Consider the following 14,606-nt stretch of genomic DNA (forward strand, 5'->3'; position numbering starts at 1 on the left):
AGATGACGATGAATACGACAACGCAGGAAATGAAAAAAGAATTTGGCAAGGTCGGCGTGCTGTTCGGCGGTCGCTCGGCTGAGCGCGAAGTATCGCTGATGTCGGGCAAAGGTGTGTTGGCGGCATTGCAAAGCAAAGGCGTTGATGCACATCCGTTTGATCCGGCTGAGCGCAGCCTGGCAGAACTGGCGGCAGAGAAGTTTGATCGCGTCTTCATTGCTTTGCACGGCGCTTATGGCGAAGACGGTACTTTGCAAGGCGCATTGGAGCAATTGGGTATTCCGTACACCGGCCCTGGCGTAATGGCATCGGCGATTGCGATGGACAAGGTCATGACCAAACGTGTCTGCCTGAGTCATGGTGTGCCGACGCCAAGATTTGCAGTACTGGATACCGAGACGACAGATGCCGCGCAGTTGCAGGCAGTGGCACAGGAATTCGGTTTGCCTTTGATGTTGAAGGCGCCACATGAAGGTTCGACTATCGGTATCGCCAAGGTGGAAGCAGCCGATGGCATGCAAGCCGGTTTTGATTTGTGCGCAAAGTATGACGATGTGGTGCTCGCTGAGCAGTTCATCCGCGGACGTGAATTGACGGTGCCAGTCATCGGTAATGGTCGCAGTGCGCGTGCCTTGCCTATCGTCGAAATACGTGCGCCGCAAGGAAACTACGATTACGAGCACAAGTACTTCAGCAACGACACCGAGTATCTGTGTCCTGCGCCTTTGGATGAAGCATTTACCAAACGTGTTCAGGCCTTGGCGGTTAGCGCATTCAATGCAGTAGGTTGCACTGGTTGGTCGCGTGTTGATTTCATGGTGCGTGCATCGGATAACGAGCCGTTCTTGCTGGAAATTAACACCTCGCCAGGTATGACCAGTCATTCGCTGGTGCCGATGTCGGCCAAGGTGGCGGGTACTGATTATGAAGATTTGTGTGTCGAGATTTTGCGTTTGGCAAAACTCGGTTTGAAACCAGCGCAACACAAGTAAAACGGAACGATAGATAAAACTATGTGGCAAGACATCAGAACCTTGAACGCAACAGCCAATGCCTTATTCGGCCTGGTTGCGGTCGCCCTGATTTCTGCTTGCTTGTGGTGGATTGCGCAACGTCCGTACTTCACGCTGAAAGTGATACGGGTAGAAGGTGCCGAGCAGGCACAGTTGCGTCACATCAATCCATTGACGATACGTAGTGCAGCTCTGTCGCGCATCAAGGGTAATTTCTTCACCGCGAATCTGGATACGGTGCGTCAAGCGTTTGAATCGGTACCGTGGGTGCGTAAAGCAACAGTGCGTCGCGATTGGCCGAATCAGTTGACGGTCACGCTGGAAGAGCACACACCGCTCGGTACCTGGGGTGAAGACGGGCGTTTGCTGTCAACCAAGGGCGATGTGTTCACCGCCAATCTGGCTGAAGCGGAAGAAGATGCGGATCTGCTGGCGTTCAATGGACCGCTAGGTAGTGAAAAAGAAGTTGTCGCCAGATTGAATGATTTGAATACATGGTTTGCGCCGATGAATGTAACGGCTGAAGGTGTGTCTTTGTCTGGACGTTACGCGTGGACTGTGAAGTTGAGCAATGGCGTGACAGTGGAGTTGGGTAGGGAGAAAAGCAGCACCACTTTGAAGGAACGTGTAGATCGATTGGTGGGGATTTATCCGCAATTGCTCGCACGCTTGCAGGACAGAATTGAAAGTATTGATATGCGTTATCCGAACGGACTGGCTCTGAAGGCACAGGGCTTGAAAGTCGGATCGGACAGTAAAAAAAAGTAAGCGGAAAAACATGACAAAAGACGCAAAAAATCTGATCGTCGGTCTCGACATCGGCACCTCGAAAGTGGTGGCTGTAGTGGCAGAAGTAATGCCCAACGGTCGTCACGAAGTGATCGGTTTGGGACAGCATGAATCCAAGGGATTGAAAAAAGGCGTTGTCGTCAATATTGAGGCAACGGTCGAGTCCATCCAGCGCGCGCTGGAAGAAGCCGAGTTGATGGCGGACTGCAAGATACGCAATGTGTATACCGGCATCGCCGGCAGTCACATCCGTAGCTTCAATTCCAGCGGCATGGTGGCGATCAAGGATAAAGAAGTTACGGCAACCGATGTTGCACGCGTGATCGAAACCGCGAAAGCAGTCAACATCCCGACCGATCAGCAATTGCTGCACACCGTGCCGCAGGAATTCATTGTCGATAATCAGGAAGATGTGCGTGAACCAATCGGCATGAGCGGCATCCGACTCGAGGTGAAAGTTCACATCGTGACCGGCGCTGTTTCTGCAGTACAAAACATCGTGAAGTGCATCCGTCGTTGCGGGCTTGAAGTATCCGATCTGATTTTGCAACCGATGGCGTCTGCTGATGCTGTATTGACGGCGGATGAAAAAGAATTGGGTGTGGTGCTGATTGATATCGGTGGTGGCACGACAGATGTTGCGATCTTCACCGAAGGTGCGATCCGTCATACCGCAGTGATTCCGATTGCTGGCGACCAGATCACCAACGATATCGCGATGGCAGTGCGCACACCGACCGCAGAAGCGGAAGAAATCAAGCTGCGTTACGGCATGGCGAAACAGGTATTGGCCGATCCGGGCGAAACGCTGGAAGTGCCGGGCCTGGGCGATCGCGGTACGCGCTCTTTGTCGCGTCAAGCATTGGCTGCAGTGATTGAGCCACGTATCGAAGAATTGTTTTCGCTGGTGCATCAGGTGGTGCGCGAATCCGGTTACGAAGAAGTGCTGTCATCCGGCATCGTGTTAACCGGTGGTACCGCGATGATGCCGGGCATGGTGGAGTTGGCAGAAGATATTTTCTTGAAGCCTGCGCGTTTGGGTACGCCCGAATACAACGGTCAGTTGGCAGATGTAGTCCGTAGTCCGCGGTATGCAACGGTATTGGGTTTGTTGTTGGAAGCGAAAAAGCAGTATCTGCGTGGACACATCGTCACGCGTCAGGATGGATCGACGGTAGCAATTTTCCGTCGCATGAAGGAATGGTTTTTAGGTAATTTTTAATTTTATTTATTTTTTGCATTAACCCGCAGTTAGCAGTTGCTAGTTGTCACACCGCGTGAGAACTATCAACTGGAAACTGCATCTTCTTTAAGGAACTATCATGGAAATCGACATGCTCGAAAATGTGGCACAGGGAACCGTGATCAAAGTGGTGGGCGTTGGTGGTGCTGGTGGCAACGCTGTACAACACATGATCAATAAAGGCGTGAACGGCGTGGAATTCATCGTCGCCAACACCGATGCGCAAGCATTGCAATTATCGAAGGCACATAACATCATCCAAATCGGTGAAACCGGTTTGGGCGCTGGTATGAAGCCGGCGGTAGGTCGCCAATTGGCAGAAGAAACACGTCCACGTATCGAAGACGCATTGCGCGGCGCGCACATGGTCTTTATCGCAGCCGGCATGGGCGGCGGTACCGGTACCGGCGCTGCACCTATCATTGCGCAAATCGCAAAAGAACAGGGCGCGTTGACGGTGGCGGTAGTTTCGAAGCCATTCTCATACGAAGGCAAGAAGTGCATGGACATCGCCGACGAAGGTCTGGAAGCCTTGGGCCAGCACGTCGATTCCTTGATCATCATCCTGAACGAAAAACTGGAAGAGATCTACGAAGACGACAGCATGATCGAATGGCTGCAACACGCTGATGACGTATTGAACAATGCTGTTGCCGGTATTGCAGAAATCATCAACGTACCTGGCCATATCAACGTCGATTTCAATGACGTGAAAACGATCATGGGCGAACAAGGCAAGGCAATGATGGGTACCGCAACTGCACAAGGTATCGATCGTGCACGCATCGCTGCGGAACAAGCAGTTGCATCGCCATTGCTCGACGGCATCGATTTGTCCGGCGCGCGCGGCGTGTTGGTTAACGTCACTGCCAGCCGTGGCCTCAAAGGTAAAGAAATCAAGGAAGTCATGGCAACTGTGCGCGCTTTCGCCGCACCAGACGCATCGATCGCGCAAGGTATTGCGTACGACGATACGATGGGCGACGACATCCGCGTTACCGTGGTGGCGACTGGCTTGGGTCGTTCGCGTAAAGGTGTACAACTGGTGCAAACACCAATGTTGCGTACCGGCACACATAACGAACCGATGATGGCTAACACCGGCATGATGCAAGGTTCCGCACAGCCAGCAGCTTCGTTCGACGGTTTGAAAGCGCCAGCAGTATGGCGTCGTGAATCGGCGTCCGATACGGTACGTGCGCTGGAGAAAAATGGCATGGAAACTTACGATATTCCAGCGTTTTTGCGCAAACAAGCCGACTGATTTCCCTTTGTTCCGCGCAGGTAGGGCGACAGAAATTGTCAAACTACCTGCAAAATTGAACGGAACAAGGCATACTTCGGTTTCTACGCCGCGCCACGTGCGCGGCGTTTTCTAGTCGGCACTGCCGTTAAAACTAATCAAAGGAATTCGCAATGACAATCAAAGTTGGTGATCAGCTGCCAGAAGCGCGGCTCGCAGAATACGTAGACGTAGCAACAGAAGGTTGCTCCGTTGGCCCAAGCAAAGTCATGGTGCACGAAGCAACCAAAGGCAAGAAAATCGCAATTTTCGCGGTTCCTGGCGCATTTACGCCAACTTGCTCCGAAACACACGCGCCAGGCTACATCAAGGCTGCTGACCAATTCAAAGCCAAAGGCGTTGATGAAATCTGGTGCATTTCGGTTAACGATGCATTCGTCATGGGCGCATGGGGCCGTGATCAAAAAGCAGTCGGCAAAGTACGTTTCATCGCTGACGGTAGCGGTGCATTCACCAAGGCTCTGGGTCTGGAATTCGATCTGACCAAAGGCGGCCTGGGCGTGCGTTCGCAACGTTACTCGATGCTGGTTGAAGACGGCGTCGTCAAACAATTGAACGTTGAAGACAGCGGTCATCTGGAAGTATCGACAGCAGAAAAACTGCTGGAGCAAATCTAAGTTTCTGCTTTTGCAGGAATGACAAAAAACGGCGCCGAGTGCGCCGTTTTTTTATGCCTGAATGGACAGTGGAAGCAGCCGACAAGCCGGATTTCAGGTTTTCCCGCCTTGTTGTTTTAGATGTCATCAGATGTAAAGCGACAGGTGGTTTTCGGCTTAGGTTGCTATAATCACAGCATGTTAAAACAACGCACCATCAAACAAGTAGTCAAGTCCGTTGGCGTCGGTCTTCATTCCGGCACCAAGGTTGAACTGACTCTTCATCCCGCACCTGCTGATGCGGGTATCGTATTCCGTCGTGTCGATCTGGATCCTGTCGTTGAATTGCCTGCTCAGGCGACGATGGTCGGCGACACGCGCATGGCATCGACCCTGCAAATAGGCGATGCCAAGGTTTCTACCGTAGAGCATTTAATGTCGGCTTGCGCCGGTTTGGGCATCGATAATCTGTATGTCGACCTGACGGCGGAAGAAGTGCCGATTATGGACGGTTCCGCATCGTCCTTTGTTTTCTTGTTGCAGCAAGCTGGCTTGGAAGAGCAGGAAGCACCGAAGAAATTTATCCGCATCAAGAAAACGGTAGAAGTACGTCAAGGCAGCGGCGACCGTGAAATCTGGGCACGCCTGGAGCCGTATGAAGGCTTCAAGCTCAAGTTCTTCATCCAGTTTAATCATCCGGCAGTCGATGGCACTGGTCAGACTGCCGAAATCGATTTCAGCTTTGAATCCTATGTGAAGGATGTCGCGCGCGCGCGTACCTTCGGTTTCATGCAGGATATGGAAACCTTGCGCGGTATGGGCCTGATCCGTGGCGGCTCACTGGAAAATGCGATCGTGATGGATGAGTATCGCATCCTGAATACCGACGGTTTGCGCTATGACAATGAGTTTGTGCGGCACAAGATACTGGATGCGATTGGCGATCTGTATCTGGTCGGTCATCCATTGATCGCCAGCTACAACGCGCACAAATCTGGTCACATGCTGAACAATCTGCTGGTTCGGGCTTTGCTGGAACAGCCGGATGCGTATGAAATTGTTACGTTCGAAAAAGTCGAGTCCGCTCCCAAGGACTACGCTCGTCAAGCCAGTTTGGAGTGGGCGCTGAGTTAAGCCTGCTGTCCTGATTATTGATGTCGTGAGGCATCAATAATCATATCTGGCATTCATTTTGCATTCAGATGACGTTGCATCATCAAGGTGAGTGCAGCCTTCAATGTCTTGTTCCGTGGTGCATCGTCCAGCGATTCGCTGAGTTCGGCGAATGCTGAAAGTGCCTGTGTCGGCAGCACTAATTGCTTGGAAGCTGTTGATTTTATAAGGCTTTTGGCAACTTGCACTTTGAGGCGGATTGCGTTAACCTGCCATCCCCGCTGTAGTAGTTCATCTTGCAGTTTTGGTAACTGTTGTTTCAGTCTTGCGGCCAGTGCAGCATTGGGCGTAGACAGAACCAGCTGATTCGCCTCAAACTGCAGCACAGCGCAGTGTGCAAACATGGCAGGAAGCGCCGTTGCACAATCTTTCTGTAAAGATGCCATGCGCGTAACCGCCGGCAAGAGTGCAGCAAGCTTGTCGTGCGAACGCAAGAATTCCGCAGCGCCTTTCGCTGATTTTTGTGGAAAGGTGCTTTGCTTGAACGGGATAAATGAGGATGGTCGCATCGTCATGAAACCTTATCACACCTCGTCTTAAAGCGGCGAGTCTAGGGAGTCGCGATGCAGATTATTTTGTTGCACCCTCGTTTTACCCATGCCAAGTCAGTCACGCTGACGCGTCGGCATCTGGTACTTGCTCTGTTTGGTCTTTTGCTGGCGGTCGTCTTAGGCGCATCGCTCTTGTCTTATCTAGTGTTCAGCAATGCGGCGAGTATGCCTTCCCCTGTGCGTGAGCTGGTAACGACATCTTCAGGCAGTGACGAAACCAATAAAGACAAATTCCTCAAAGAAAATCTGGCGCTGATGGCGCGTCGTCTCGGCGAGATGCAGGCGCAATTGATGCGTCTGGATGCTTTGGGCGAGCGTGTGCAGGGCTTGGCTGGCGTGAAACCGACCGAATTCAACTTCCGTGAGATGCCGGGTCGCGGCGGTGTAGAGCCTATGGATAGCACGGGTAGCCGTGACCTCACCATGTCTGAATTCAAGGCCTTGCTCGATGCGATGGCGAACGATGTTGAACGCCGCGCTGACTATATGAATGTTGTCGAATCCACTCTGATGAGCGACAAGATCAAATCCAAATTGTTACCGACGATCCAGCCGGTCAACGTCAGTTATAACGCATCGACTTTCGGCCGCAGGCTGGATCCATTCTCTGGGCGTACTGCCATGCACGAAGGTATTGATTTCGCTGCGCCTATTGGTACGCCGATAGTGGCGGCGGCTGGCGGCGTTGTGACGGTGGCAGAATTCCACCCGCAATACGGCAATATGATGGAGATCGATCACGGTAACGACATGATTACCCGTTACGCGCATACCTCGCGCTTGTTGATGCATGTCGGCGATATCGTGCGACGCGGTCAGCATATTGCCGATATTGGTACTACTGGTCGTTCAACTGGTCCTCATTTACACTTCGAGGTCCGTGTCAAAGGTGTGGCGCAGGATCCGCATAAATTCCTGCTGGCTGGTGCGAATCAGGCCAGATTGGCCGCAAAGTAATGGCAGCGTCCGCATTTTCATGCAAAAGGGCGCTGTTATTTATCTCCATATACGAACAAATTTCCATTAGACAGGTCAGATCAGGCCCAGCTTTTTGCAAGTAGCTATTGTTTCCGGACTGATAAGCCCAATATGCTGGAAACGACATGATAAAATCCACAATTTAGCCCAAGCCCAATTCGATGCAGCGCAAGCGATAACGTGCTGTATCTGGTTGTTTCAAGGCGCCTTTTTTTAGAATCCAAGCATGTCATTACTGACTCAGATTTTCGGTAGCCGCAATCAGCGCTTACTCAAGCAATACCAGAAGACCGTTCGCGAAATCAATGCTCTTGAACCGGCGCTTGAACAACTGTCCGACGAGGCCTTGAAGGCCAAGACGCCGGAATTCAAGGAACGTCTCGCCCAAGGCGAAGACATCGATAAGCTCCTGCCGGAAGCATTTGCTGTTTGCCGTGAGGCCAGCAAGCGTATCTTGAAGATGCGTCACTTCGATGTGCAGCTGATCGGCGGTATGGCACTGCATTACGGAAAAATCGCTGAAATGGGTACGGGTGAAGGTAAAACGCTGATGGCAACCTTGCCGTCCTACTTGAATGCGCTGGCCGGCAAAGGCGTACACGTCGTGACCGTCAATGATTACCTGGCACAACGCGATGCCGAGTGGATGGGCACCTTGTACGGCTGGCTCGGTCTGACGACGGGTATCAATCTGTCGCAAATCGATCACGATGCCAAGCAGGCGGCTTACAACTCCGATATCACTTACGGTACCAACAACGAATTCGGCTTTGATTATCTGCGCGATAACATGGTCTACGACACTGGCGATCGCGTGCAACGTGGTTTGCATTACGCTGTCGTCGATGAAGTCGATTCGATCCTGATCGATGAAGCGCGTACGCCGCTGATCATTTCTGGTCAGGCAGAAAATCACACCGACCTGTATCACAAGATCAATGCAGTGCCACCGCTGTTGACTCTGCAAATCGGCGAAGAAACGCCAGATGGCAAAGGCAAGGTTGAAGTGCCGGGCGACTACACCAAAGATGAGAAATCCCATCAGGTGCTGTTGACCGAAGCCGGTCACGAAAAAGCCGAACAAATCCTGACCCGCATGGGCTTGCTGCCAGAAGGTGCATCGCTGTACGACGCTGCCAACATCAGCCTGATCCATCATTTGTACGCAGCATTGCGCGCGCATACGCTGTACCACAAGGATCAGCACTACGTTGTGCAGAACAATGAAGTCGTCATCGTTGATGAATTTACTGGTCGTTTGATGACTGGTCGTCGTTGGTCCGAGGGCTTGCATCAAGCGGTGGAAGCCAAAGAAGGCGTCAAGATCCAGAACGAAAATCAGACTCTGGCTTCGATCACCTTCCAGAACTATTTCCGCATGTACACCAAGCTGTCTGGCATGACGGGTACTGCAGACACTGAAGCCTACGAATTCCAGGAAATCTACAAACTGGAAACCGTGGTCATTCCGCAAAACCGTCCTAATCAGCGTAAAGACCGTCAGGATCAGGTCTACAAATCGTCGGAAGAAAAATACGGCGCGATGCTGAAGGATATTCAGGATTGCTACGAGCGTGGTCAGCCAGTCTTGGTTGGTACGACTTCGATTGAAAATTCCGAATTGTTGTCCGGCATTTTGACCAAAGCGAAATTGCCGCATAACGTGCTGAATGCGAAGCAGCATGCACGTGAAGCGGAAATCATTGCGCAAGCTGGTCGTCCGAAAGCAATCACCATCGCGACCAATATGGCTGGTCGCGGTACCGATATCGTCTTGGGCGGCAACGTCGCCAAGCAAGTACAGATCATCGAAGCCAATGATGCCTTGAGCGATGCAGACAAGGCAGCGCAAGCTGCAAAACTGCGCGAAGAATGGCAGTCGTTGCACGATCATGTTGTGAACGCAGGCGGCTTGCATATCATCGGTACCGAGCGTCATGAATCGCGTCGCGTCGATAACCAGTTGCGTGGTCGTTCCGGTCGTCAGGGCGATCCAGGTTCATCGCGCTTCTATCTGTCGCTGGACGATGCATTGCTGCGTATTTTTGCCGGTGATCGCGTACGTGCCATCATGGACCGTTTGAAAATGCCGGAAGGCGAGCCTATCGAAGCCGGCATTGTGTCGCGTTCGATTGAGTCGGCTCAGCGCAAGGTGGAAGCACGCAACTTCGATATTCGTAAGCAATTGCTTGAATACGATGACGTCGCCAATGATCAGCGCAAAGTCATTTACCAACAGCGTAATGAATTGCTCGAAACGACCGATGTTTCTGAGCTGATTACTTCATTGCGTCAAGGTGTATTCACCGATTTGTTCCGCACTTATGTGCCAGAACAATCGATGGAAGAGCAGTGGGATTTGCCTGCACTCGACGCGGTATTGCGCGATGAGTGGAAGGTTGATTTCTCGCTGGCGGATCTGCTGAAAGCCGAACCGAATATCACCGACGAAGAAATGCTGGAACGTCTGTTGAAATTCACCGACGATCTCTACGCGCAAAAAATCGACATCGTAGGCAAGGATGCATTTGCCGGTTTCGAGCGCAGCGTGATGTTGCAGGCTGTCGATTCGCACTGGCGTGAACATCTGGCGGCACTCGATCATTTGCGTCAAGGTATTCATCTGCGCGGTTACGCACAGAAAAATCCTAAGCAGGAATACAAACGTGAAGCGTTTGAACTGTTCGGTCAAATGTTGAATCTGATTAAGGATGAAGTCGTCAAGATCGTGATGACAGTGCGCATCCAATCGCGTGAAGAAATTGATGCAGCAGAAGAAAAACTGTCGCAATCGCATGTGGAAAATGTGCATTATCAACATGCTGATTTCGACGCTGATGCGGCACCGGAAGAATTGTTGGCGCCGACAGCTGCAGCCAGCAGTGACGCGGATGAACCCTATGTTAATGCCGTGCCTAAGGTCGGTCGTAACGATCCTTGTCCTTGTGGTAGTGGCAAGAAATACAAGCAGTGTCATGGTCGCTTGGCATAAAGCGAACTAGATGTACTGAAAAATGAAGGGCGGGCTATCCCGCCCTTTTGCTTTGGTAGTTCGGGTTTGTCCCCGTTTGTTGCGTGTCCGGATGTAATCGTCCGCTAACGATTACAATATTGATCTGATTTATTAACCCTCTGATATAGAAAACTTGCGATGGCCGTTAATCTTCCTCTCCCTATTCCTGAAAATCTGACCGCAGTTGCCGGCATTGAACTCGGTCATGCCGAAGCAGGCATACGCAAAGCCAATCGCAAGGATGTGTTGGTGATGAAGCTGGCACCGACGGCAACAGTCGCAGGTGTATTCACGCAAAATCGTTTTTGCGCAGCGCCAGTGCAAGTATGTAAAGAACATCTGGCTAAGCTGAAAGCCAGCGCGCCGATACGCGCCTTGGTCATTAATACTGGTAATGCAAATGCAGGCACAGGCGAAACCGGTTTGGCCGATGCCAACGCGACTTGTGTCGCATTGGCGAGTTTGCTCGATTGCGATGCTTCGCAAATCCTGCCGTTTTCGACAGGCGTGATTCTGGAGCCTTTGCCTATCGATCGCCTCAAGGCTGGCCTACCGCAAGCAATATCGAATTTGAAGTCCGACAACTGGCATAACGCAGCCTTGTCCATCATGACGACGGACACGCAGCCCAAGGCTGCATCGCGTCAGGTACAAATTAACGGTCAAACCATTACGCTCACTGGCATCAGCAAAGGTGCAGGCATGATCAAGCCAAATATGGCGACCATGTTGGGCTTCATGGCGATGGATGCCAAGGTCGCACAACCCGTGCTCGATCATTTGACCAAGGAAGTGGCGAATCGCTCTTTCAACTGCATCACGATCGACGGTGATACCTCGACCAACGATTCTTTTATCGTGATCGCAACCGGTGCTGCTGCAGTCGAAGTGAACTCCATTGATACACCTGAATATGCAGCGCTGGCCGCTGCTGTGCTGGGCTTGTCGCAAGAACTGGCGCAGATGATCGTGCGCGATGGTGAAGGCGCTACCAAATTCATTACAGTGACGGTAGAAGACGGTAAAAATGTGGAAGAGTGCCGCAAGATCGCGTACTCGATTGCGCATTCACCACTCGTAAAAACCGCCTTCTTCGCATCTGATCCTAACCTTGGCCGTATTCTGGCGGCCATTGGTTATGCCGGCGTCGACGATCTCGACGTAACGAAGTTGAACCTGTATCTGGATGATGTCTGGGTCGCCAAAAACGGCGGACGCAATCCTGTTTATCAGGAAGCGGATGGTCAGCGCGTGATGAAGCAAAGCGAAATCACGGTACGCGTCAAACTGGGCCGCGGTAATGCAGAGGCAACGATCTGGACTTGCGATTTGTCACATGAGTATGTGACGATCAATGCCGATTACCGTTCTTGATATCTGCAGTGCTTGCGCTGCCTATTCATTTAATTACGCTGAATAACGATGACACAACTCGAACAATTTTTAACACGCGCTGAAGCCTTGCTCGGACGGCTCGAAGCTATCTTGCCACCTGCGCTTGCTACGCCGGATTGGAATTCAGGTATTGCTTACCGCTGGCGCAAATCCAACGGCAAGGATGGTCGTGGCTATTTGCAACCGGTCGCACATCTGTCGCCTATCGCACTGACCGACCTGCATAACATCGGCCCGCAAAAGCAGCAGATAGAACAGAACACCAAGCAATTCGTTGAAGGCGTACCTGCCAACAATGTGCTGCTGACTGGCGCACGTGGCACTGGCAAGTCGTCTTTGATCAAGGCTTGTTTGAATCAGTTTGCAGATCAAGGTTTGCGTCTGATCGAAGTCGACAAGGACGATTTGGGTGATTTGGCAGATATCGTGGATTTGGTATCGGGCCGGCCTGAACGTTTCATCATCTTTTGCGACGATCTGTCGTTTGAAGAGGGCGAGGGCGGTTACAAGGCTTTGAAGGTGGCGCTGGATGGCAGTATTTCTGCGCAATCGGACAATGTCCTGATCTATGCAACATCGAATCGCCGCCATTTGCTGCCGGAACGTATGTCCGACAATGCCAGCTACAAGACTGACGACAATGGCGATTTGCATCCGGGCGAAACGGTAGAAGAAAAAATCTCGCTGTCCGAGCGCTTCGGTCTGTGGGTGACTTTCTACCCATTCCGTCAGGACGATTATCTGGATATCGTCGCGCATTGGTTGGGGCATTTCGGCTGCAATGCAAAGCAGATCGAAGAAGCCAGAACCGAGGCTTTGCAGTGGGCCTTGCAGCGTGGTTCACGCTCGGGCCGTGTCGCATGGCAATTCGCCAAGGATCATGCCGGCAAAATGCCAAAGTGATGCAGTGGTGCGCATGACGCCTGTCTGCGCACCGTTTTAGTTTGGTCCGATCCTCTTGAATATCCTTATCCGTTTAGGTTGTCCTCATGTCTGAAGTCAAATCCTCGCCTATTGATGTCGCAGTCGGTATTTTGATGAAGCCGAATGGCGATGTCTTGCTCGGTCAGCGCCCGGATGGCAAACCGTATGCCGGTTACTGGGAATTCCCAGGTGGCAAGGTCGAAGCGGGCGAAGCTATCCTCGATGCGCTGAAACGCGAATTTGTCGAAGAGCTGGGTGTGGAAGTCGTATCAGCAGAGCCGTGGTGTGGCGTTGAGCATGTGTATCCACATGCGCATGTACGTCTACATTTTTACATCAGCCAGGACTGGCTGGGTGAGCCGCAAAGCCTGGAAAATCAGGCGTTCGCATGGCAAGGCAGTGTGGGCGTCGAGCCTTTGTTGCCGGCTACGATACCACTGATTGAATGGCTGGATAAATTGCGTTACCCAACTGCCTCGGTTTAGTTGAACTGAATCAGGGTTGTGGCGGTGGTGGGATGTCTTCGTCCAGATCGTCCAGTGGATTAACGACTGGAATCACGTACTTTTCCTCGGCCCAAGCGCCAAGATCAATTTGTTTGCAACGGTTGGAACAAAAAGGGCGGAATTTGCTCAATTCCGTCCATTCCACCTTGGTGCCGCATGTAGGGCAATTAACTGTCGTAACCATAAACTCAATCTAGTTCAGAAGCTGCACAAGCTCAACTCGAAAGGTACATCACCTTCGAATGCTTTGGGCTTCATATCGCCATCCTGTGAGGTAAAGCGTATCCACAGCATGTATTTGTTGGCGGATATTTCCGGAATCGCACCCAGCGTTTCATCGATATTCAAACGCAGCATCTGGTAAGCCTTGCCTTGCAGCATCTGTTGATAGCTGCCAGCTTGCGCGATCATTTTGACGGGACGGCCTGATTCGCGCAGCAAACGCAAGACCATGCCGATTGCATCGAACAGCGGTGCCAGTGGCGTAAACCATTTATGAATATCTGCCAGGCGTTGTTCTGCTGAATCGTGCTGCCAAGCGTAATACGAAGGCAGATCGAACTCGCAAGCGCCGCCTGGGATGATGGTGCGTCCTCGTATGCTCATCAGCCATTCGTTTTCACGGATGTGCTGGCCGGTTTTTCCTTGTGATGCGATCAGTGCGGTACTAATGCGATCCAGATCGAACAGGATGGCATCGAGCATTTCTGCTTCGACATTCGGATTGGATTTAAAGCCGAGTAGGGTTTGCTTTTGACGTTCCAGCTCTTGCAGCAGATCCGATTTGAGGTCGGCGCGGCCTGCCACTTCCAGCATTTCGAACATGGTGGCAAGAGCAACGTGGTGATGCTGCGGATGGTCTTGACCGATAAAGAAAGCGAATTTCTCGTACAGGTCTTCTAGCCGCAACAACGTGCGAATACGCTCGTTGAAAGGGTATTCGTAGACAATCAAAGTGGCATCCCTTAAAAGTTAAAACCGGGCAATACGAGGTAATGATGTGATTCTGAACGAAGCGGAGACAAAATACAAATGAAGCAACGATTTTGTTTTACATTCGGCAAGACGGACTTCGATTTTATTCTGATTTCAGCGAAGGATTGCAGCTATAGACAGTGTGTC

Annotated in this window: 14 protein-coding genes; 11 read left to right on the forward strand and 3 right to left on the reverse strand. The window is 51.7% G+C overall.

The genetic code is table 11. The features are described 5' to 3' along the window. The first annotated feature begins 8 nt into the window (after nt 1–8). The 6 genes from BQ6873_RS14870 to lpxC all read left to right on the forward strand — a co-directional run bounded on the left by BQ6873_RS14870 (nt 9) and on the right by lpxC (nt 6,078). Nucleotides 9–992: a D-alanine--D-alanine ligase gene (locus BQ6873_RS14870; protein WP_076593342.1), complete on the forward strand. Its 984-nt coding sequence runs from the start codon at nt 9–11 to the stop codon at nt 990–992. 21 nt (nt 993–1,013) lie between these two features. Next, nucleotides 1,014–1,781 carry a cell division protein FtsQ/DivIB gene (locus BQ6873_RS14875; protein ID WP_076593343.1) on the forward strand — a complete coding sequence of 256 codons (768 nt, stop codon included), beginning with the start codon at nt 1,014–1,016 and terminating at the stop codon, nt 1,779–1,781. 10 nt (nt 1,782–1,791) lie between these two features. Further along, complete coding sequence (gene ftsA / locus BQ6873_RS14880; protein ID WP_076593344.1) at nt 1,792–3,024, forward strand: cell division protein FtsA; 1,233 nt, start codon at nt 1,792–1,794, stop codon at nt 3,022–3,024. A gap of 100 nt (nt 3,025–3,124) precedes the next feature. Then, entirely contained in the window at nt 3,125–4,309 is a 1,185-nt protein-coding gene (gene ftsZ, locus BQ6873_RS14885; RefSeq protein WP_076593345.1) for a cell division protein FtsZ, read from the forward strand. 152 nt (nt 4,310–4,461) lie between these two features. Beyond that, nucleotides 4,462–4,965: a peroxiredoxin gene (locus tag BQ6873_RS14890; protein ID WP_076593346.1), complete on the forward strand. Its 504-nt coding sequence runs from the start codon at nt 4,462–4,464 to the stop codon at nt 4,963–4,965. A 177-nt stretch (nt 4,966–5,142) separates the two neighbouring features. Then, nucleotides 5,143–6,078 carry a UDP-3-O-acyl-N-acetylglucosamine deacetylase gene (gene lpxC, locus BQ6873_RS14895; protein ID WP_076593347.1) on the forward strand — a complete coding sequence of 312 codons (936 nt, stop codon included), beginning with the start codon at nt 5,143–5,145 and terminating at the stop codon, nt 6,076–6,078. A 53-nt stretch (nt 6,079–6,131) separates the two neighbouring features. Here lpxC and BQ6873_RS14900 read toward each other — a convergent pair whose 3' ends face one another. Next, nucleotides 6,132–6,632: a DciA family protein gene (locus BQ6873_RS14900; protein WP_076593348.1), complete on the reverse strand. Its 501-nt coding sequence runs from the start codon at nt 6,630–6,632 to the stop codon at nt 6,132–6,134. 48 nt (nt 6,633–6,680) lie between these two features. Here BQ6873_RS14900 and BQ6873_RS14905 point away from each other — a divergent pair, with 48 nt between their 5' ends. From BQ6873_RS14905 to BQ6873_RS14925, 5 genes are all read left to right on the forward strand, one after another. After that, nucleotides 6,681–7,625: a M23 family metallopeptidase gene (locus BQ6873_RS14905; RefSeq protein ID WP_076593349.1), complete on the forward strand. Its 945-nt coding sequence runs from the start codon at nt 6,681–6,683 to the stop codon at nt 7,623–7,625. Nucleotides 7,626–7,872: 247 nt separating this feature from the next. After that, a complete protein-coding gene (secA, locus tag BQ6873_RS14910; RefSeq protein WP_076593350.1) occupies nt 7,873–10,638 on the forward strand; it encodes a preprotein translocase subunit SecA in 2,766 nt (921 codons plus the stop codon). A 159-nt stretch (nt 10,639–10,797) separates the two neighbouring features. Then, the gene (gene argJ, locus BQ6873_RS14915) at nt 10,798–12,033 is read left to right on the forward strand and encodes a bifunctional glutamate N-acetyltransferase/amino-acid acetyltransferase ArgJ (protein ID WP_076593351.1); all 1,236 of its coding nucleotides are present in this window, start codon (nt 10,798–10,800) and stop codon (nt 12,031–12,033) included. Nucleotides 12,034–12,081: 48 nt separating this feature from the next. After that, nucleotides 12,082–12,957 (forward strand): ATP-binding protein, encoded by an 876-nt coding sequence (locus BQ6873_RS14920; RefSeq protein ID WP_076593352.1) that lies wholly within the window; start codon nt 12,082–12,084, stop codon nt 12,955–12,957. Nucleotides 12,958–13,043: 86 nt separating this feature from the next. After that, on the forward strand, nt 13,044–13,463 hold the full coding sequence (locus tag BQ6873_RS14925; RefSeq protein ID WP_076593353.1) for an NUDIX domain-containing protein: 420 nt from the start codon (nt 13,044–13,046) through the stop codon (nt 13,461–13,463). A 10-nt stretch (nt 13,464–13,473) separates the two neighbouring features. Here BQ6873_RS14925 and yacG read toward each other — a convergent pair whose 3' ends face one another. Together yacG and zapD are read right to left on the reverse strand one after the other, a co-directional pair. After that, complete coding sequence (yacG, locus tag BQ6873_RS14930) at nt 13,474–13,668, reverse strand: DNA gyrase inhibitor YacG (RefSeq protein WP_076593354.1); 195 nt, start codon at nt 13,666–13,668, stop codon at nt 13,474–13,476. Between the two features lie 14 nt (nt 13,669–13,682). Beyond that, nucleotides 13,683–14,438 carry a cell division protein ZapD gene (zapD, locus tag BQ6873_RS14935; protein ID WP_076593355.1) on the reverse strand — a complete coding sequence of 252 codons (756 nt, stop codon included), beginning with the start codon at nt 14,436–14,438 and terminating at the stop codon, nt 13,683–13,685. Nucleotides 14,439–14,606: the final 168 nt, after the last annotated feature.

It is taken from the genome of Herminiimonas arsenitoxidans, from assembly GCF_900130075.1.
GTDB classification, from domain to species: Bacteria; Pseudomonadota; Gammaproteobacteria; order Burkholderiales; family Burkholderiaceae_D; genus Oxalicibacterium; species Oxalicibacterium arsenitoxidans.